This window comes from Paenibacillus glycanilyticus, from assembly GCF_051200795.1.
Taxonomy (GTDB): Bacteria; Bacillota; Bacilli; order Paenibacillales; family Paenibacillaceae; genus Pristimantibacillus; species Pristimantibacillus glycanilyticus.
The window spans coordinates 2,289,462-2,309,527 of sequence record NZ_CP195155.1; the positions used below are offsets into that span (position 1 = coordinate 2,289,462).

Annotated in this window: 21 protein-coding genes; 16 read left to right on the plus strand and 5 right to left on the minus strand. The window is 51.1% G+C overall.

What is annotated here, in order from left to right; all coding sequences use genetic code 11:
• Positions 1 to 57 precede the first annotated feature (57 nt).
• The 6 genes from ACR9FF_RS10330 (at position 58) to ACR9FF_RS10355 (ending at position 5,404) form a co-directional block, all read left to right on the plus strand.
• Positions 58 to 1,410, plus strand: a complete 1,353-nt coding sequence (locus tag ACR9FF_RS10330) for a CapA family protein (protein WP_435170862.1) — start codon at positions 58 to 60, stop codon at positions 1,408 to 1,410.
• Positions 1,411 to 1,437: 27 nt separating this feature from the next.
• Positions 1,438 to 2,178 (plus strand): glycerophosphodiester phosphodiesterase, encoded by a 741-nt coding sequence (locus ACR9FF_RS10335; protein WP_127496905.1) that lies wholly within the window; start codon positions 1,438 to 1,440, stop codon positions 2,176 to 2,178.
• A 179-nt stretch (positions 2,179 to 2,357) separates the two neighbouring features.
• The gene (locus ACR9FF_RS10340; protein WP_435170864.1) at positions 2,358 to 3,215 is read left to right on the plus strand and encodes a DUF92 domain-containing protein; all 858 of its coding nucleotides are present in this window, start codon (positions 2,358 to 2,360) and stop codon (positions 3,213 to 3,215) included.
• Between the two features lie 164 nt (positions 3,216 to 3,379).
• Positions 3,380 to 3,754: a VOC family protein gene (locus tag ACR9FF_RS10345; protein WP_435170866.1), complete on the plus strand. Its 375-nt coding sequence runs from the start codon at positions 3,380 to 3,382 to the stop codon at positions 3,752 to 3,754.
• Positions 3,755 to 3,787: 33 nt separating this feature from the next.
• Entirely contained in the window at positions 3,788 to 4,543 is a 756-nt protein-coding gene (locus tag ACR9FF_RS10350) for a class I SAM-dependent methyltransferase (RefSeq protein WP_435170868.1), read from the plus strand.
• Positions 4,544 to 4,645: 102 nt separating this feature from the next.
• Complete coding sequence (locus ACR9FF_RS10355; RefSeq protein ID WP_127496582.1) at positions 4,646 to 5,404, plus strand: cyclase family protein; 759 nt, start codon at positions 4,646 to 4,648, stop codon at positions 5,402 to 5,404.
• 18 nt (positions 5,405 to 5,422) lie between these two features.
• Here the strand turns inward: ACR9FF_RS10355 and ACR9FF_RS10360 are convergent, their stop codons facing one another.
• From ACR9FF_RS10360 to ACR9FF_RS10375, 4 genes are all read right to left on the minus strand, one after another.
• A complete protein-coding gene (locus ACR9FF_RS10360) occupies positions 5,423 to 6,268 on the minus strand; it encodes a DUF4362 domain-containing protein (protein ID WP_435170870.1) in 846 nt (281 codons plus the stop codon).
• 368 nt (positions 6,269 to 6,636) lie between these two features.
• Positions 6,637 to 8,427, minus strand: coding sequence for an oligoendopeptidase F (pepF, locus tag ACR9FF_RS10365; RefSeq protein WP_435170872.1), 1,791 nt, complete (start codon positions 8,425 to 8,427; stop codon positions 6,637 to 6,639).
• A 185-nt stretch (positions 8,428 to 8,612) separates the two neighbouring features.
• Positions 8,613 to 8,789, minus strand: a complete 177-nt coding sequence (locus ACR9FF_RS10370) for a hypothetical protein (protein ID WP_164775547.1) — start codon at positions 8,787 to 8,789, stop codon at positions 8,613 to 8,615.
• Between the two features lie 156 nt (positions 8,790 to 8,945).
• Complete coding sequence (locus tag ACR9FF_RS10375) at positions 8,946 to 9,179, minus strand: hypothetical protein (protein WP_127496579.1); 234 nt, start codon at positions 9,177 to 9,179, stop codon at positions 8,946 to 8,948.
• A gap of 153 nt (positions 9,180 to 9,332) precedes the next feature.
• On the opposite strand from ACR9FF_RS10375, the gene ACR9FF_RS10380 reads away from it, so the two are divergent.
• Both ACR9FF_RS10380 and ACR9FF_RS10385 read left to right on the plus strand, forming a co-directional pair.
• Positions 9,333 to 10,037: a class I SAM-dependent methyltransferase gene (locus ACR9FF_RS10380; RefSeq protein WP_435170875.1), complete on the plus strand. Its 705-nt coding sequence runs from the start codon at positions 9,333 to 9,335 to the stop codon at positions 10,035 to 10,037.
• Between the two features lie 74 nt (positions 10,038 to 10,111).
• Positions 10,112 to 10,309, plus strand: a complete 198-nt coding sequence (locus ACR9FF_RS10385) for a cold-shock protein (RefSeq protein WP_127496577.1) — start codon at positions 10,112 to 10,114, stop codon at positions 10,307 to 10,309.
• A 74-nt stretch (positions 10,310 to 10,383) separates the two neighbouring features.
• On the opposite strand, the gene ACR9FF_RS10390 is transcribed toward ACR9FF_RS10385, so the two are convergent.
• Positions 10,384 to 11,568, minus strand: a complete 1,185-nt coding sequence (locus ACR9FF_RS10390) for an MFS transporter (protein WP_435170877.1) — start codon at positions 11,566 to 11,568, stop codon at positions 10,384 to 10,386.
• 155 nt (positions 11,569 to 11,723) lie between these two features.
• Here ACR9FF_RS10390 and ACR9FF_RS10395 point away from each other — a divergent pair, with 155 nt between their 5' ends.
• From ACR9FF_RS10395 to ACR9FF_RS10430, 8 genes are all read left to right on the plus strand, one after another.
• Entirely contained in the window at positions 11,724 to 12,041 is a 318-nt protein-coding gene (locus tag ACR9FF_RS10395; protein ID WP_201004965.1) for a hypothetical protein, read from the plus strand.
• A 78-nt stretch (positions 12,042 to 12,119) separates the two neighbouring features.
• Positions 12,120 to 13,148, plus strand: a complete 1,029-nt coding sequence (locus tag ACR9FF_RS10400) for a tetraprenyl-beta-curcumene synthase family protein (protein WP_201005091.1) — start codon at positions 12,120 to 12,122, stop codon at positions 13,146 to 13,148.
• A gap of 24 nt (positions 13,149 to 13,172) precedes the next feature.
• Positions 13,173 to 14,141: a 6-phosphofructokinase gene (pfkA, locus tag ACR9FF_RS10405; RefSeq protein ID WP_435170879.1), complete on the plus strand. Its 969-nt coding sequence runs from the start codon at positions 13,173 to 13,175 to the stop codon at positions 14,139 to 14,141.
• 133 nt (positions 14,142 to 14,274) lie between these two features.
• Positions 14,275 to 16,035: an ABC transporter ATP-binding protein gene (locus tag ACR9FF_RS10410; RefSeq protein WP_435170881.1), complete on the plus strand. Its 1,761-nt coding sequence runs from the start codon at positions 14,275 to 14,277 to the stop codon at positions 16,033 to 16,035.
• A gap of 17 nt (positions 16,036 to 16,052) precedes the next feature.
• Entirely contained in the window at positions 16,053 to 16,727 is a 675-nt protein-coding gene (locus tag ACR9FF_RS10415; RefSeq protein WP_127496572.1) for a response regulator transcription factor, read from the plus strand.
• Positions 16,724 to 17,797, plus strand: coding sequence for a sensor histidine kinase (locus tag ACR9FF_RS10420; protein WP_435170883.1), 1,074 nt, complete (start codon positions 16,724 to 16,726; stop codon positions 17,795 to 17,797). Before ACR9FF_RS10415 ends, ACR9FF_RS10420 begins: the two co-directional genes overlap by 4 nt.
• 91 nt (positions 17,798 to 17,888) lie before the next feature.
• On the plus strand, positions 17,889 to 19,370 hold the full coding sequence (locus tag ACR9FF_RS10425; RefSeq protein WP_435170885.1) for a sensor histidine kinase: 1,482 nt from the start codon (positions 17,889 to 17,891) through the stop codon (positions 19,368 to 19,370).
• Positions 19,348 to 20,037 (plus strand): response regulator transcription factor, encoded by a 690-nt coding sequence (locus tag ACR9FF_RS10430; protein WP_127496569.1) that lies wholly within the window; start codon positions 19,348 to 19,350, stop codon positions 20,035 to 20,037. Before ACR9FF_RS10425 ends, ACR9FF_RS10430 begins: the two co-directional genes overlap by 23 nt.
• Positions 20,038 to 20,066: the final 29 nt, after the last annotated feature.

Consider the following 20,066-nt stretch of genomic DNA (forward strand, 5'->3'; position numbering starts at 1 on the left):
ATCTAGAACTAACCTTGCTATAATAGAAGGGATATTCTGGCTGGAAGGAGCCGATCCATGTATTCATCCCGTTCTGAAGCGCATCAGCATGAAAAACGAAGACGCAAAAAAAGATTTCGCCTTCTGTTAACCGTGAATTTGATGATTGTTGGCCTGATTGTCGTTCTAATCGCGGTTTGGGCCTCTGCCGAGGACGGTGGCTTATTCCATAAGAATAACAAGCCACAGACGGAAGAATCAGCAGCTGCTGGTCATTCCCCAGACCCGACTAACTCTTCCGCAGGCGGCAATTCTTCCGCTGAAGCAAGCCCTGAGGCAAGCGCAGCACCAATTGAAACGTCCGCAGCCGACAACGGAAATGCTAGCGGTGCGGATAATGGCGGAACCAAAGAAGACAATTCAAGCGGACAAAGTGACCCAAGCACGACACCGTCAGGGGGCAGCTCATCAAGCGGCGGAGCGTCTGGCGATACGGTTAGCCTTGCATTTGTAGGAGATATTCTGCTGGCGGAAAGCGTCGGCGATATGATGAAGCAATACGGTGACGACTATCCGTATAAGGAAGCCTTATTTCATCTAAGCGAGCCGGATCTGACGGCGGCGAACCTCGAATATCCGGTTACAAATCGCGGAATACCTGCCGAAGACAAGCAATTTGTTTTTAAAGGCGATGCTGGCGCGCTGCCGGCACTGAGGGATTCGGGTATCGATATCGTGACGTTAGCGAACAACCATACGCTGGATCAAGGCGTTGAGGGCTTGATGGACACGATGACTCATTTGAACAAGGCCGGCATTAATCATGTGGGCGCCGGCAAGAACGATACGGAGGCTTTTGCCCCGGTCATCAAGGAGGCAAACGGCATTAAGGTTGCCTATATCGGCGTCAGCAAGGTTGTGCCGACAGGCGATTGGAAAGCAGACAAGAACCGCGCGGGCGTAGCCGAGACTTATGATACAACAAGAACCAAAGCGGCGATCAAGAAAGCCAAGGAAAAGGCTGATCTCGTCGTTGTGATGGTTCATTGGGGGATTGAAAAGGCGGAAACGCCGGAGCAATACCAGCGGGATTTTGCGCGGGAATATATTGATTCGGGCGCGGATCTCGTGATTGGCAGCCATCCGCATGTGCTGCAGGGGTTCGAGCAGTACAAAGGCAAGTGGATTGCCTACAGCTTGGGCAATTTTATTTTTAGCGCGTATCCAAAAGGGGCTACGGCAGATACGGGCGTACTGAACGCGGTTTGCACCAAATCGGGTGACTGCGACCTGAAGTTTGATCCGATGAACAACAATCTTGCCCAGCCGAAGCCGCTTGACGGTGACAAAGCGAAGACGCTGCTGGATCATTTGACGGCGTTGTCGTTTGGCGTGAAGGTGCGCGGCGACGGCACGATTGCAGCGAAATAAGGTAAGCGAAAGGATGGTCAGCGCCTAATGAGAAATGCATGCGTTGCGCATCGGGGCTGGTCCGGACGCGCTCCGGAGAATACGCTAGCAGCCATTCAATTAGCGATTGATGAGCCGGATATCGAGTGGATCGAGCTTGATGTGCAGCTATCGAAAGACAATATACCTGTCGTTATCCATGATTACAAGCTGAAGCGAACAACCAACGGACGCGGCGACGTGAAAAGCCTGACGGCGGCCGAGCTGCAGGCTTTGGATGCAGGAAGCTGGTTCTCTCCGCTGTACAAGGGAGAAGGCGTGCCTGCGCTAAGTCAGGTGCTCGATAAGGCCCGCGGGCGTATCCGTCTGAACATCGAGCTGAAGACGGATGGGATCCGTTATCCGAAGCTTGAAGATTATGTGGTTCAGCTTATTAAGGATTACGGGATGGAAGACGAGGTTGTTATTACGTCGTTTCACGCCGGAACGTTGTTTAATACGCATAAGCTGACGGGCGGCAGCATCCGAACCGGGCTTATCCTGGACGGCTGGCGCAATTCGCTGCCTGTTGAGCTGCAGCAGCTTGGCGCCCAGTTTCTGTCGATCGAGCATGGCCGGTTGAACGCCTCCCGTCTGGAATTGCTGAAGCAGGCGGGAATCCAAGTGATGGCCTGGACGCCTAATGACGAACGCTCCATCCGCAAGCTGATTGCGCTTGATCCGGAGCTGATGATCTGCACGAATTATCCCGACCGCTGGAAAAATGCAATGCAGCAGGTTGGGGTGTAACATAAGCAAGCAGCGGACCCCTGTTGGGCTGAAACCAGTCTGACAGGGGTTTAGTTTAAACTAGCTGGATAAGCTTTTTTTGTAGAGAGTTACGGAGATTTATAAGGCTGAAATCAGCCTTACAGCGTGGAAACAGGCAGCATGATGAATGGAAAGGCTGCCGCTAAGGAGCGAGGAATATGGTTGGATGGGTAGACGAGTGGTGGCTGAGGCTGCTTGCGGGTCTTGTCGGGAGCGGTTTGATTGCCGGTGCAGCTTATCGAACACGCTCATTATCAGGCTCGGGAGCGTGGTCGGCCATGATCATGGGAACGGGCTTTGTTACGTTAGGCGAGCCGGTCTGGTTCGGCTGCCTTATTGCGTTCTTTGTATCTTCGACCATATGGTCGAAGTGGAAGAAACGCCACCGGGCCAAAGCCGCCGCGGAAGCGAATTACGAGAAGACCGGCAGGCGAGACGCCGGACAGGTCTGGGCCAATGGCGGCATCGGTCTGCTCTTGTGCGCGGGCAATGCGCTCTGGCCGGACACGGCCTGGCTGTTCGCTTATATCGGCGTGATGGCCGCCGTAAACGCGGATACTTGGGCCACGGAAATCGGGGCCCTAAGCCGTACCGCGCCGCGGTCGATCACGACCGGCAAGCGGGTAAAGCCGGGCACGAGCGGCGCGGTCACGCCGCTCGGCACGCTTGCAGCGCTGGCTGGCGCCGCCTTCATCGGCGGCGTCGCGACTGCGCTGCTGGCGCTCCCGCAGCAGGCTGCCGCCGCTGCGGGCAGCGCCCCAGGCGGCGCGGCGGCGGTAGTCATCGCCGCCGCTGCCGCCGGCCTGGCCGGATGCTTCGCCGACTCGCTGTTCGGCGCCACCGGCCAGGCCATGTACCGCTGCCGGGTATGCGGCAGCGAGACCGAGCGCGCCGTCCATTGCGGGACGGCGGCAGAGCGGGTGCGCGGCTTGGCCGCGCTGAACAACGACAGGGTGAACCTCCTGTCGTCGGTCTTCGCCGGCCTGCTTGGCTTGGCCATCGGCGCCCTCTTTTAAACAATCCCCAGCAAAAGCTTAGCTTGAAGACAGCTAAGCTTTTGCTGGGGTTTTTTTTATCCTTTTTAAACATGAAGCTACTGGATTTCCGCACTGGTTTCCTATAAAATGGAATTATAAATTGAAACTATGTTTCATTTAGTGAAACAATAGGTGGTGGGAGGATGTCTTTCTTATTCACTGGAATCGATCATGTTCAATTAGCGGCACCGGAAGGCTGTGAACGGGTAGCGCGCAGCTTTTACGCTGACTTGCTTGGCTGGAGAGAGATCGCAAAGCCTCAAAATCTGATGAAACGCGGCGGAGTATGGTTTCAATGCGGAGCGCACCAGGTGCATATCGGGGTTCAAGGCGACTTTGTCCCCGCCCGAAAAGCTCATCCTGCGTTTCAGGTGCAGAACTTAAATGCGCTTCGGGAGTATTTACTTCAAGAGGGAATTCAAGTGATAGATGATCATGCGCGGTCTGATGAAGGAGTCGTGCGATTTTATCTAAACGATCCTTTTGGAAACCGACTTGAATTTCTGGAATGGCTCTAATAATTAATAAATGGATTAGGAGATGACGAATCGATGAACAGCAAGGAGCGTTTTTCCGACCGGGTTGATCAGTATGTCAAATACCGTCCGAGCTATTCGGACGAGGTTATTCAATATATGTACGGAACAATCGGGTTCACTCCGGAATCCTCTATTGCGGATATTGGAGCGGGGACGGGCATATTCACCAGGCTGCTTTTGGAAAAGGGAAGCAACGTAACCGCCGTTGAGCCTAATCCCGATATGCGGCTGGCAGCCGTTGAGCAATTAAGCGGATATCCCAAATTCCAAGCGGTGCCCGGTTCAGCCGAAGAGACCGGTCTTACGGACGATTCCGTTGATTTTATCGTTTGCGCCCAGTCCTTTCATTGGTTTGACCGTACCGCGGCAAAAGCGGAATTCAACCGGATCTTAAAGCCCGGCGGCAAAGCCGTGCTGATCTGGAACTCGCGTTTAACGACCGGCACGCCATTCCTGGAAGGCTACGACCGGCTGCTCCGGACTTACGGCATCGATTACGAGAAGGTGGGCCACAAAAATATTTCCCAAGACGCCCTTACGCCGTTCTTCAAAGACGGAGAACTCCATAAGGCAACCTTCCCGTTATTAAGCCTGCTTAACTTTGAGCAATTAAGCGGACGGATGTCGTCTTCCTCTTACATGCCGCTGCCCGGCCATCCTAACCATGAGCCTTTAATGGCTGAGCTTCGGAAGCTTTTTGACGCTACCGAGAAAAACGGTCTAATCTCCTTCGACTATGAGACCGAAATCTACTGGGGCGAAGTATAAATTCAACCTTTGCAAACTGCCTTGTTAACGGAATCTCTATCTAAGCGGTTGGAGGATTGTGGTATAATGGGGCTTGAATCGGGAGACAAGGAGAATTGCGTGATGAAAATAATCGATTTAAGCGTTCCTATCAGTCCATCAATCAGAGAGCCTTTGCCTGCCAAAATCGAATATTCGAGCCATGAAGCAGGGGCGCAGCAAGCTGCGGCTATCCTTGGGCTTAAGCAGGAGGACTTTCCGGAAGGCAAAGCGTGGGCGACGGAAACGGTAACCTTGAATACGCATGCGGGCACTCATATAGACGCGCCATGGCATTACTGGCCAACGTCGGAAGGCAAGCCGGCCAGAACGATTGACGAGCTTCCTCTCGAATGGTTCTTTTCCGACGGCGTATTGCTAGATTTCAGCGCTAAGCCGCCTGGCTACGAGATTACTACGGAAGACTTGAAAGCCGAGTTGGATCGGATCGGCTACACGTTAAAGCCATTTGATATCGTCCTGATCCGGAGCGATGCGGACAAACGTTTGTACCATGAGCATTATGCATTCCTGCATGCGGGGGTATCGGCCGAAGCAACCGTTTGGCTGCTTGATCAAGGCATCAAAGTAGTGGGTACCGACGGATGGGGATGGGATATTCCTCTCAACCTGCAAGCGGAATCGTTCAAACAGGATCCAAGAGAAGGCGTCTTGTGGGCTGCCCATTTCGTCGGCAAGGACCGGGAATATTGCCAGATCGAGAAGCTGGCCAACCTGGACCAAATCCCGCAGCCATACGGCTTCAAAGTATGCTGCTTCCCGATCAAAGTGGAAAAAGCAAGCGGAGGCTGGTCCCGTCCAGTCGCCATTTTACAGGATTAAATAAAAAAGACAGCGGGATCAGCTCCCGCTGTCTTTTTTCATGGAGTCTTCAGGGATGGTCATAATAGATCTGTTATCGCCAATCTGACATCCGGTTGCGACGTAGCGTATATTTCCTTCTTCGGTTTTCTCCTGTTTGATATTCGTGCATTCCGTTTTGGAGGCACCTGTATCGCTCCCTCCAAAAGCATCTTCGCTGTTATCGTGTACATATTGCAGCTTGGTTCCGTCAGTGATCAGATAGATGTAGATCGGATCGCCTTCAATTGTAAGTGATGTTATTTTTACTTGATCCGCTTGGTGGTTGATAAAGCTATTTATGAAGCTCTTCCATTTGGAGACATTATAGTATTTAAAATGCTGGACATAAATTTCATCGCCTAACAGCTGTTCAATGGAGCTTTCAATGCCGGAATTGTAGTTGGTTCTCTCTCGGGGGCGTTCGCCGCTAACGTTAGGCTGGTACAGGATTAGGATGTTTTTCACGTTATAAAATAGCGGCGAATTGACGTTCATGACCTTGGTTTGCTCCGCAAAATCGAGTCTTGCCTTTTTCGTATCTTTGGCAGTGTCATAAACGTACAGCATAATTCTTTCATTGCCTGGGAGCGCATAAATAGAAGGCTTCACTTTATTTAATTTGAAATAGGAGTCTGAAGGGCTAGCCGTCAACTCGACACCGTTTGCCTTTAAAGTTTTAACGATATTCTCTTCTTTTAACGGAGTTTCCTTGTACGCAATACCATCGTTTGAAGCAACATGGGGAGCGCTAGAATCGGGCTCGGATTTGCAGCCGGCTAGTCCAACAAGCAATATTGCTAGGCCAAGCATGATTAGATAACCTGATCTCCATTTATTAATCATCCCATCACCCTTTCTATATTTAAATAGACGCAGGGAATAACTGGAAAGTTACGCGCTAGCGCCAACAAAAAAGACAGACTCGAAACCACCGAGTCTGTCTTTTTCTGTCTTTCCTCTTTCCAACCCTTTACACGAAGTAAAGGGAGCTTTTGGTCTGCAATTGAGAGGAATGGGTAGAGAGAGAGGGAAAGGAGCTCCTAAGGAAAGTATATGCTTCCGAAGTAGCTTTCTTTCAGAAAGCTTTTAAGCGTCCGCCTTTGGAACTCGGGAATACACCTTTAGGTGTCATTCAATATTCCCGATTCCAACAGCGGCCGAAGGAGTTCCTTTCCCGTCCTCGGAGCGGCCCATCAAGCATTTCTCCAAAGTTACTTCGTCAACTCCTCCATCTGCTCAATCAAGCTTTCAAACACGCTCATCGCTTGCTCGATTGGCTCTGGGGAGGACATGTCAACGCCAGCTTTCTTCAGGATGTTAATCGAGAAGTCGCTGCCGCCGCTCTTCAGGAAGCCGAGGTAACGGTCAACCGCCGGAGCGCCTTCTTCGAGAATTTGCTTCGAGAAGCTTGTTGCCGCGGAGAAGCCGGTTGCGTATTTGTACACGTAGAAGCTGTTGTAGAAATGCGGGATCCGCGCCCATTCCATCTCGATATCCTTGTCTACAACCATGTCTTTGCCATAGTAGAGCACGTTCAGGTCGTAGTAGATTTTGCTCAGATCCTGCGGAGTCAGCGACTCGCCTTGCTCGGTTTTCTCGTGAATGATTTTCTCGAACTCGGCAAACATCGTTTGACGGAATACCGTTGTGCGGAACTGGTCTGCATAGTAAGTCAGCAGGTACATTTTTTCCTTCGGATCCGTGGACTTGTTCAGCAGATAATCCATAAGCAGCGCTTCGTTCAGCGTGGACGCAACCTCCGCAAGGAAGATCGTGTACTGCGCATCGCGGTAGTTCTGGTTCGTATCCGAGTAGTACGAGTGGAGCGCGTGGCCCATTTCGTGCGTCAAGGTGAACATGCTGTTCAGGTTATCCTTATGGTTCAGCAGCACGTATGGATGCGTGCCGAAAGCTCCCCAGCTGTAAGCGCCGCTGCGCTTGCCTTCGTTCTCGTACACGTCAATCCAGCCGTTATCGAAGCCGTCCTGCAGCACGGACAAATAATCCTCGCCAAGCGGCTTCAAGCTTTCTTTGACGATTTTCTTCGCGTCGTCATACTTGATTTCCATGTCGAACTCGTCGACTAGCGGTGCGAACAGATCGTACATATGAAGCTCGTCAACGCCAAGCAGCTTTTTGCGGAGGTTCATGTAACGGTACATAAGCGGCATGTGCTTATGGATCGTATCGATCAGATTCGTATAGACGCTCTCCGGAATGTTATCGCCATACAGCGACATGCCAAGAGCCGAAGGGTATTTGCGTGCCCGCGCGTAGAAAATGTTTTTCGTAACGTTCGCATTCAGCGTTGTTGCGAGGGTGTTTTTTAATTTGCCGTATGTATCGTACATCGTGTGGAAGGCGTTAGCGCGCACTTCGCGGTTTTTGCTTTCCAGGAACTGAATGTAGCGGCCTTGAGTCAGTTCGACTTCCTCGCCGGCTTCGTTTTTTACTTTAGGAAATTTCAGATCCGCATTGTTCAAAATGCTGTAGATCGAACCCGGAGCGGAGCTTACGTTGCCGACCTGCGCCATCAACGCTTCTTCCGATTTGGACAGGACATGCGCTTTCTGGCGGCGCATCTCTTCCAGCGTATGCTTGAATACCGCAAGATCCTTGTTCTCGATCAGAGCGTCTAGCTCGGCATCGGACAGGGACAATACTTCCGGCGTAATATAGGAGAGGGCTTCGCCGGTTTCCACGCTGATTTTTTTGGCTTTGTCGGACAGAGCCTGATAGGTTGGTTCAGCGGTATCCTCGTGATGCTTCATATTGGAATATACATAAAGCCGTTCAACATGCAGGGAGAGCTCATCTTCCAGCTCGAAGCAGGCTTTCAGTTGAGCGGGATCGCTCAGCTTGCCTTCGAAAGCTCCGACTTTCTTGATCAAAGCTTTTGCCTCGGCAAACTCTTTATCCCAGGCAGCCTGGTCGGCAAACAGATCCTCCAGTTTCCAACGGGCTTCTACTGCGGTTTCGGAACGCTTAGGTACGTGATTCATCGAACTCCTCCTCGGTACGGATATAGATGATTGGTGATATGACGCAGCCTGCTTGCCGGCGTCGGCGGAAGCCGAACCGGGAGCAAGGCATAACGCTAATACGACAGGCAGCCATTTCATTCGCGGAAGATCACCTCGGGAACACAGTTTGTCCTAGTATGTCCGGTGATGCTTCCAATCATGTCCTAAGTTCCCAGTGTAAAGAAGCTGTACACAATGAGGAAAAAGGCGAATGCGATTAAGACGATAGATACGATTGCCATCCATCTGCGCAGGTGTGGCGCCATGGAATCGCGCTTAAGAATAACAAGGCCGCCAAGCACGAAGGCGGAAATGATAAATATTGCGTTTACGGAGCCCATTTGTTCCTCCTAAAAAAATCGCATAGCAATTTTGCTTCGGAAGCATATGCTTTAATTTGCGAAGCAAATTACTACGAAAGCATGCGCTAGTCTATTGTCTATGCACCGTGTTGTAACGATATGTGTTCGCCGTGCAGGTTAATATTTCCTGCCGGTTTATACCTCTTTCAGCGCTTTCAGAATATTTTCCCGTTCTTCCTCGCGTCCGGTGAATTGCTCGGGCTTGAACCGGTTTTCCGCCCAATGCATCATTTCCGGACGGCTGACGAAGGTATGGGTCTCTTCACCCCATTGATCGGAAATTTCGCGGACGATCAAGGTTTTGCCTTGAACCTCCACGGTAAGCATATTGTATTTATCGGTTTTGAAAATTTCATGTTTTTTAAACATTGTTGCAAGTCCACCTTTCCTTACCTAGATATACTGTTCATCATAGCCAAATTTAGGGGTGGAAATCAATAATAGCGGATGGTAGAATTAGGCTATTCTGCAAGCAGGCGGAATGATGAGACGAGAAGAGCCGAGATGAGGAGCGTGTTTGAGATGAGTAAGCAGGTATACGAGCAGGTTGGCGTGGCAATGACATGCCGGGGATTTGACGAGTATGCGAGAATGTTTGAGTTAACGGAACGCGAGCTGGCAAAGGGTAAAGTGCTGGATGTCGCCGGTGGCGGTTCCTCGTTCACCGCGGATGCGGTAAGCCGGGGATATGATGCAACCGCTGCGGATCCCCGTTACGCGTTGGACACAGTCGCTTGGCTCGAAGAGGCGGCAGCCGAGATCGAGATCTCTACGGCTAAGCTTGATAAGCTGAGGGAGCATTTCGACTGGAGCTATTACGGCAGCCTGGAGCAGCATCGCGATGGGCGGCTGCAATCGCTTGAGAGGTTTCGCATGCATTTGCAGTCAGCTGAAGGGCGCAGCCGGTATGCAGCCGGATCCTTGCCGGAGCTTCCGTTTGAAGACCATGCTTTTTCGCTTGTCCTGTGCAGTCATTTCCTTTTTCTATATGCCGAGCAATTTGGCTTTGAGTTCCACAAGCAATCCCTTCTGGAATTAATGCGGGTGTGCAAGCCGGGCGGAGAGGTAAGAGTCTATCCGCTGTATTCCTTGGGCTGGAAGCCATACGAACGGATGGATGAATTGCTGGCTGCCGTTAGGGCAAACGGCGGGGAGCCGGAGCTTATGGCATCGGGGCTTCCTTTTATTCCGGGCTCCAGTCAATTCCTTCGAATTACAATTTGTTGATTTTTCCAAATTAGGCAGATATAATGATGTTACTCGTCGTTTCAAGCGGCGGTTATTTTAGGAGGTAGTGAAAGTTGAAGGGAACAGTTAAATGGTTTAACGCTGAGAAGGGCTACGGTTTCATCTCGGTAGAGAATGGCGAAGACGTGTTTGTCCATTATTCCTCTATTCAAGGCGACGGCTTCAAGTCGCTGGAAGAAGGTCAGTCGGTAGAATTCGAAATTACACAAGGCAATCGCGGTGCACAGGCGTCCAACGTCATTAAATTATAAGATCAACCGCTTATAAGCACGCAAAAGAGCAAAAGAGATCCATCTCGATACGAGAGGATCTCTTTTTTTGTGTTTTAAGCGTTATTTCGTCCAAATACATGCTGGCAGAAGAACAGAACCGCCGAGATCAGGGCAAGCACGGCTCCCATTTGATAAAAGCTGCTCCGTCCGAAATGCTCGAAGAAATATCCTCCGACCGTACCGCTGATTAGGCCGGCGAGTCCCGACCATACAACGGCATAGACGGCCTGGCCGGAAGAGCGGTATTCGTCGGGAATAAGCTGCGACAAGTACCGGAGTGCCGTCGAGAAATAGATGCCGAAGCTGACGCTGTGCATAAGCTGCGTGCTGAGCACAAGACGGGGATCCTCCAGCACGGAAGCCAGCCAGAACCGGAGCATATACATCAGGCAGGCGAATACGAGCAATGGCAGCTCTTTGAATTTATGTCCGTATTTGCCCATCAGGAACAATACCGGAATTTCGCTGATCGCGGAGAACAGCCAAGCCAGTCCAACCTGGGAATCCGATGCGCCCATCTCCCGCAGGGCTACGGCCAGGAAGCTTTCGTTCATCCGGTGGCTGATCGACACAAGCAATATAATGAAGAAGAAAAATAGGATTTCGGGCTTGCGAAGCAATTTGAAAAATCCCGAAAAGTCGATTTTGCGGGTATTGCCATGGTAATCCTTCAGGAAGAACGATAACAGGATCGTGACGGTTATCGTGCCCAGACCAAGCGGCAACGTCCATTCCGTGCCAATCCCTTTCAGGATTAAACCAAACAGGTAAGCCGATACGGCAAAACCAAGCGAGCCGAATATGCGGATTAGCGCATACGGTGTCTTAATGTGCTGGCTGGCGAGCAGGATCAGGCTGTCGCTAAGCGGGTTCATTGGTGTCTGAAAGAAATAAAAGGCCGTCATGACGAGACAGATAAGGGCAAAGTGATGAACCGGGAACAAGAGAGAGATCATAACCAGCTGACCGAACAGCAGGACGGTAAGCAGCTTCTTGATCGTCCGGAACCTGTCGCTGGCCATGCCTAGCAAGAGGTTTGCAAAGATAGAGATAAAAGGGCCGGTCGAATAAATAATGCCGATCTGATGCGCCGAGAACCCCTGATCCATAAAATATAAGGGGATGTAAGAGATGAGCAGAGCCTGCGTGGAGTACATCGCAAAGCTGAAGGCCCTAAGCGAAAGCGTATCCCGTTTGACCGTAGCCGCGGAAGGCGTCTCGCTGCCTGAGTGATCCATATGTTTTTCCTCCTGAAAAGAATTAACGCGCGTTCTTCGCGATAATTCTTACTTCGTAAGCATGTACTTATCAAAACAACATTGTTTAACAGTATAGCATGATAGGCTGGATTATTGTTTGTCGAAATGGTACATTATTGTCTGGAGGTTCACGAATGTTGATGTATCGGTTTGAGTGGAATGAGCGGCTCTTAATCGCATTGCCGGTGCTCGAAGCGGACTGGGAGCAGTATTCTTCCGTAGAGCAGCTGGACATCGTGGAACGTTGGGAGCTCATTAGGGGAACAATACCGGATCGGGTTATGGAATTTGAGAGAGTTATTAACCGTATGCAGAATCAATTGTACGAGGAAGAGAACTTCGAAGAGTCCTGCCGTTTGAACGCGGAGATTGCCGAATACGCCAGCCGGATTAACGACTTGCATATCTGGTACCGCACAAATCAGGAGCTGGATTCCCGCCGGCATACGTAAGGCTGTCTTAGAAAGGGGTGCGTTGTGAGAGTAACGACTTTGTCCGGCAATCGGGTACCCGAACGCCCGTTAAAGCTCATGCACCGCGTCTACAAGTACATATTGCCTGAAGTGAATATCGAGCTGCGCAAGCTGCGCAGGCTGGCCGAGCAGATTCCGGATCCCGAGCTTAGGTCGCAGGCCCTTCAGAGCATGGACAGCAAGAAGTTTCATTGCCAAGGCGGCGCGATTTACGCGTCTATGAATTTGGACGAGCGGTATGTTCTCATCCCGCTAATAGTGGCGTTGCAGACGATCAGCGATTATTTGGACAATCTGTGCGACCGGAGCACTTCGCTGGATCCGGATGATTTCCGTTTGCTCCATCAATCGATGCTGGATGCGGTCGACCCGTCAGCAGCGGTAAAGGATTACTACGCTTTGCGCCAGGAACGGAACGACGGCGGTTATTTGCATCATTTGGTAAATTTATGTCAACACTGTGTGTCAATGCTGCCTTCGTATGCTTCGGCACAGCCGTATGTTACGGAGCTTGTTGGCTTGTACACCGATCTTCAGGTGTATAAGCATATCCGCAAGGACCTGCGCGAGGAGAGTCTTCTCGCTTGGTGGAAGCCGCATGCCCACAGGTTTCCCGATTTATATTGGAATGAATTTGCAGCCGCGACGGGCTCGACGCTAGGCATGTTTATGCTGTTTACCGCGGCGAGCGACAAGACGCTACGTCCGGAAGACGCGGAAGCAATTAAAAATATATATTTTCCGCATGTGTGCGGCCTTCATATCATGCTCGATTATTTGATCGATCAGGAAGAAGACCGAGCCGGCGGCGATTTGAATTTCTGTCATTATTACGACAGTCAGCAGCAGCTTGTAGAACGGATTGTCACGATTGTTAATAGGGCCAGGGAAGATGTGAAAAAACTCCCCTCAGCCGGCTTTCACCGGCTTGTAATCGAAGGGCTGCTAGCCCTTTACCTATCCGATCCCAAGGTCCGGACCCAGTCGGATGTGCTGGCCGCATCCCGCAAGCTGATGAAGAACAGCCCGCTTACCCGCCTGTTTTTTTTGGTCAACAGCATCTGGATTCGAAGACAACAGGTTTAGATAAAACTACTTGGAGGAATGATTATGTCATCTGTAAAATCTATTGCTGTATTAACGAGCGGAGGCGACTCTCAAGGCATGAACGCGGCGGTCCGCGCCGTTGTCCGGAGCGCTCTGTATAATGGTCTCGACGTATATGGCGTTCAACGCGGCTATCAAGGTCTGATTAATGATGACCTCTTCAAGATGGATCTTCGCAGCGTAGGCGATATTATCCAACGCGGCGGCACGATTCTTCAAACGGCGCGCTGCAAAGAGTTTACGACGCTTGAAGGACAGCAGCGCGGCGCTGAAGTACTGCGTGCACGCGGTATTGACGGTCTGGTCGTTATCGGCGGCGACGGTTCTTATCAAGGCGCTAATAAATTAAGCAAGCTTGGCATTAAGACGATGGGGCTTCCCGGTACAATCGACAACGATATTCCGTTTACGGACTTCACGATTGGCTTCGATACCGCTGTCAGCATCGTAGTCGACGCGATCAACAAAATCCGCGACACCATGTCTTCGCACGAACGTTCGTCGGTTGTGGAAGTTATGGGCCGTCATTGCGGGGATATCGCTTTGTACGCGGGTCTTGCGAGCGGCGCGGAAACGATCATCGTTCCGGAAGTGCCTATCGACATGGCTGAAGTGTCCGTGCGCATGGAGAGCAACTTTGCTAAAGGCAAACGCCATAGTATCGTAGTTGTTGCGGAAGGTGCGGGACGCGGTGAAGACGTGGCAAGAGAAATTACGAAGGGCTGCGGACTGGAGCCTCGCGTAACGGTTCTGGGTCACATTCAGCGCGGCGGCACGCCAACGGCGATGGACCGGATTCTGGCAAGCCGTCTGGGCGACTTTGCCGTTCATCAACTGATGGAAGGTGAGTCCGGCAAAGCCTGCGGTATTGTCCGCGGCGAGCTGGTAACGACGGATATTGATAAAGTCGTTAATTCCAAGAAGCCGTTTAATATGGAAATGTACAACCTGGCTCTTCGCCTTTCCCAATAAGACAAGCCTTTATAACGAGAATGCAACCCGCCAGAGCAATTGCTGCTCTGGCGTTTTTTTGTTTAAATTGGGTTTACAATGCCGTAGTATTCTTCAGAAAGACTAGAATGTTGGCAGGAGAGGGATGAAATTAATGAGACAAGAGAAGAAGGAGCGTAATGTCGGAGGGAGCTGGCGTCCGTTTCTGAAGCTGATGCTCGACACTAAACCTTCGAAATGGCTGCTCGGAATCGCCATAGGATTAAGCGTGATCTCTACCGTTGTTGGGCTGGCGGTACCTTTATTAACGAAAAATGTGGTGGACAGCTTTTCCATTACCGATATAAGCACTATGCAGATTATTGGGCTATGCCTGGCCTTTCTTGGGCAAGCGGCGGCATCGGGGGTTTCCATCTACTTGCTGAACCGGGTTGGGCAAAGCGTTGTCGCAAGCCTGCGCGACCGATTATGGAAGAAGCTGCTAGTCTTGACCGTGCCCTATTTCGATAAGCACCGGACAGGGGATACGGTAAGCCGGGTAATCAATGATACGGGAGTCGTCAAAGGATTGATTACCGAGCATTTGACCGGATTTTTTAACGGATTGATTTCGATTATTGGCGCGGTAACGATCCTTCTGTTCCTGGATTGGAAAATGACGCTGCTAATGTTGACCGCCGTGCCGGTTGCGATGCTGATCTTTATTCCGATCGGCCGGAAGATGACGAAGATTTCTAGAGAGCTCCAAGACGAGACCGCAGCCTTTACGACGGTGCTTGATCAGGCGCTGTCGGAAATCCGATTAGTAAAAGCATCAAATGCAGAAGACTATGAATATAACAACGGCAAGCGTTCCATCGGAAAGCTGCTTGCTCTCGGCATTCGGGAAGGCAAGCTGCAGGCAATTATTTTCCCGATTGTAGGACTGGTCATGATGGGGATGCTTGTTCTGATTATTGCTTACGGCGGAATGCGCGTATCGTCAGGCGAGCTGTCGGCAGGCGATTTAGTCGCTTTTATTCTATATTTGATTCAGATCGTGTTCCCGATTAACCAGATTTCGCAATTTTTCACGCAAATGCAGAAGGCGATCGGAGCGACGGAGCGGATTATCGCTACCCTGCATTCGGATGAAGAGTCTTTCCGCCAAGGCCGTCCATTGCTGGACGCAAGGCAGCCGATTGTGGTGGAGGACGTCGCGTTTGCATACGGCGAGCAGGATGACGTTCTCCGGAATATCGATTTTACGCTACAGCCGGGTACGGTGACGGCGATTGTTGGTCCGAGCGGAGGCGGGAAAACAACCCTGTTCTCTCTTCTTGAACGTTTTTATGAACCGCAGCAAGGAACGGTCCGGATCGGACAGGAGGATATCTTCGAGTTGTCCTTGCATGACTGGCGCAGCAAGATCGGCTACGTATCGCAGGAAAGCCCGATTATTGCCGGGACGATTCGTGATAATCTCACTTACGGCACGGGCAGAACGATAACCGATGAAGAAATAGAGCTGGCTGCGAAAATGGCGTATGCGGATGTCTTTATCGATGAGCTTCCGGGCCGGTACGAGACGGAGGTCGGCGAGCGCGGCATCAAGCTGTCCGGCGGGCAGCGCCAGCGAATTGCAATCGCAAGGGCCATCCTGCGCGATCCACAAATACTGATGCTGGATGAAGCGACTTCAAGCCTGGACAGCAAATCGGAGATTGTCGTGCAGCGGGCTCTGGACAATCTGATGGTTGGACGTACAACGCTGGTTATTGCGCATCGTTTATCCACGGTGGTGGATGCCGATCAAATTTTGTTTGTCGAGAAGGGAACGATTACGGGTAGAGGCACGCATGAGCAGCTGCTGCAGTCCCATGAGCTGTACCGCGAATTCGCCAACCAGCAATTGCGTTTAGAGAAAATCTCGTAAAGAAAGGGAGAATGAACATGGCTTGCATTATGGTCGTCGACGACGATTTGCATATTCGGGAATTAATCAGCCATTACTTGAAGGTTGAAGGATTTGAGGTGCTGGAAGCCTGTGACGGGCTGGATGCCTTGAGAATATTGGATTCGGCCAAAGCGGATCTCGTCATTATGGACGTGATGATGCCCAACATGGACGGCTGGGAGTTATGCGCCGAGATCCGCGATCATTATGATCTGCCGCGGCTTATGCTGACGGCGAAGGGGGAGACGGCCCAGAAGCTGAAGGGCTTTGAGCTGGGCGCCGATGATTACCTGGTTAAGCCGTTTGAACCGCTGGAGTTAATCGCGCGGGTGAAGGCGCTGCTTAAGCGTTACCGGATCGCTTCTTCGCAAACCGTTCAGGCGGGGGATCTTACTCTTGACCGGAAAACCTATGCCGTTCAAGTCAATGGGCAGAGCATGACGCTTCCGCTTAAGGAATTCGAGCTTTTGTTCAAGCTGGCCAGCTATCCGGGGCAATCGTTCTCGCGCGGGCAGCTCATTGAAGAAATATGGGGGTATGATTTCGAAGGGAACGAACGGACGCTGGATGTCCATATCAATCGGCTGCGCGAAAGATTCCCCGAAGCGCTGCATACGTTCCGAATTGCGACGATTCGCGGGCTAGGCTATCGTCTGGAGGTGCAGGGTTGAAGGAGAAGCTTAAGGTTGTACTTAAAGTTCTCGTAAGAATAGGCCAATTCAGCCTCATGCTTTCATTTGTTACGGCATGCTGGACTGCCGTTTATTTTTTTAGTCACTGGCTATACAACCAAATCGATTGGACTCCACATCATTATGTCGCTCAACTGTTGAATCTGCTGGGCGGTTTCTTTTTGATGGGGCTTGTGATCCAGTTGATCGGCTTCTTCTTTTTCCATAAGAGACAGAAGGAATTTACGAATTCGATGAGAGAAGCGCTTAGACGGATTGCTCAAGGGGATTTCAAGGTGCGTCTCAACTTCGGCAAGATGGATCCAAGGTACATGGAAATTCTTGACGAGATTAACCTCATGGCGGACGGACTCGAGAAGCTGGAGGAGCTTCGGCAGGAGTTTATTTCCGACGTTTCGCATGAAATCCAGACGCCCCTTACCTCCATCAGCGGATTTGCGCGTGCGCTGCAGAACCAGTCGCTTGATTCTGACACCAGGATGAAATATTTGCGTATTATCGAAGGTGAAAGCTCCAGGCTGTCCAAGCTCAGCGAGAACCTGCTCCGGCTTGCCTCGCTGGATTCGGAGAAGCATCCCTTTGAGCCTAAGCGTTACCGGCTGGACCGACAGCTCGGAACGCTTATTCTTTCTTGCGAGCCGCAATGGACGGGGAAATCCATTGAACTTAATGCGGATCTGGACGATGTTTACGTGGAAGCCGATGAAGATCTGCTCAGTCAGGTCTGGATTAATCTGATCAGCAACAGCATCAAGTTTACGCCGGAAGGCGGTCAGATTGACGTTACTTTAAGGCGAAAAGGGAGCTTTGTGGAATTCCGGATCAAAGATACCGGGATTGGCATTGCCGCCGATCAGCACGAGCTTATTTTCGATCGCTTTTTCAAATCAGACAAGGCAAGAAGCCGCAAGGTTAGGGGAAGCGGACTTGGGCTGTCGCTGGTGAAAAAAATCGTCGAGATGCATCAGGGCACCGTTGTTGTGGAAAGCGAGCTTGGCCATGGCTCCGTCTTTATCGTAACTCTTCCTGCAATGAGGAGCCATTTGTAAGAACTTTGTAAGAAATGCTTTCGAGTTCGTTTAGAATTCACGGTTATGATAAACGATAGATTCAAAACTTCCGCAGTCAGGGTGAGTACGGTTGTCCATACGAGTGAAGCTGTACATGTCGTATTTGGCCATGGTTTTTCTGCCGATGGTCTTGATCTTGGGTTTTGTCGTGTTTGTGCTTTATGCCGGAGGCATGCAGGATTTGAGGGAATATTTCCGCGTGGAGAAGGAGGAGAAGACGAACCAGTCCCTTATTTACGGTGAATTGAAATACGTTCTCGAGAATGATACCGACAAGCTGTCGTCCCCTGCTTATACAGATAAGCTTCAGCGTAGGCTGGCTGACCAATGGGCGGGCCTCATTATGACGAAGGATGGAATCGTAACGGAGGTTCCGGTATTTTTGAAGGAACTGTCACCGCATGAGGATTGGCAAGGTTTGTTTGACAAGTCCCCGGACACGGTATCTTTCAGAGCTTTCAAGTTCCAAGTCAACGATATCGCCTTTCGGTATCCGGACGGGCATAACGGACAGATGCTGCTGCTTCGCCGTTACGATGTGGTGCCGCCGCTTTGGAGGCCCATTGGAACTTTGATCTTTATCGCGTTTATAGGATTATCCAGTCTGATTCTGACCTATTATGTATCCCGAAGCATCATTCGGCCGATTCATGCGCTGAAGACGGCTGCCCTGCAGATCAAAGACGGCGATTTATCGCAAAAGGTTGTTGTTAAGAGCAAAGGCGAAGTTGGCCAGCTTGCCGCGGCTTTCGAAGCGATGAGGATCCAGCTCAAGCAGTCCATCGATCAAAGCTTGCAATACGAGGAAAACCGGAAGCAGCTGCTATCCCATATCTCGCATGATTTGAAGACGCCGATCTCCGCGATTAAAGGCTATGTGGAAGGCATTATGGACGGCATCGCCAACACGGACGAGAAGCGCCAGCGTTATATGGAGACCATTTATCACAAGGCTAACGACATGGATCAATTGATTGACGAATTATTTTTGTTTTCCAAACTGGATTTGCACAAGGTAGCCTTTGATTTCAAAACGATCGATTCGGTCAAATATTTAGGGCATTACCTGGAGGAGCAGCGGTTTGATCTGGAAAAGTCGGGCGTGCAGCTCAGGTTTGAGGCTCCTCCCGGCGAGCAGCTGCTTATCGCGGCCGATCCGGACAAGCTTGGACGGGTATTGACGAATATTTTGAACAACAGCGAGAAGTATATGGGCCAGCTCCCGGAATCCGCGGACAAGAGGGTTACGGTATCGGTTCGGGAGAAAGGAAGCGATGTGCTCGTTGCCGTCGAGGACACGGGACCCGGGATTGAGAAGGAAGATCTTCCGTATATCTTCGACCGGTTCTACAGGGCAGAGCAATCCCGGAACTCCGAGACGGGTGGAAGCGGGTTAGGTCTTGCTATTGTCAAACAAATTATTGAAGGGCATGGCGGTACGGTCTGGGCGGAAAATGCGGAAGGCGGAGGAGCAAGATTCTGCTTCCTTCTCCCCAGAGCGGAGCCGGTTAGAATGGTGGTGATAGAGCATGAAGAGCATACTAATCATTGAAGACGAGAAGGCCATTGCCGAGCTGGAGCGGGATTACCTGGAGAGCCACGGCTTTGCCGTCGAGATTGAAGGGCGCGGAGACGTCGGGCTGCAGAAGGCTTTGGGCGGCTCCTACGATCTGATCATTCTGGATGTCATGCTGCCGAAGCTGGACGGATTCGAAATCTGCCGCCAGATCAGGCAGACGAAGAATATACCGGTGCTGATGGTAACGGCGAAGAAGGAAGATATCGACAAGATCAGAGGACTTGGTCTAGGCGCGGATGATTACATGACGAAGCCGTTTAGTCCAAGCGAGCTGGTGGCAAGGGTGAAGGCGCATTTAGCCAGATACGAGCGGCTGACTGCCGAGCGGGGCGAGAGTCACGAGCAGATCGGAATCCGGGGTCTTATGATCGATAAAACATCCAGAAGAGTTACGATTCATGACCGGGAGGCCATGCTGACTTCCAAGGAGTATGATCTCCTGCTGCTTCTAGCCTCCCATCCTAACCGGGTTTTTGAGAAGGAGGAGCTGTTTGAGCGGATATGGGGTCTTGACTCAAACGGCGACGCAGCTACGGTAACGGTTCATATTCGGAGGCTGCGTGAAAAAATCGAACATGACCCGTCGAACCCGCAATATATCGAGACGATATGGGGCGTCGGATACAGGTTCAAAGTGTAAGAGCAAGAGCAGATAATAGAGAAGGAGTG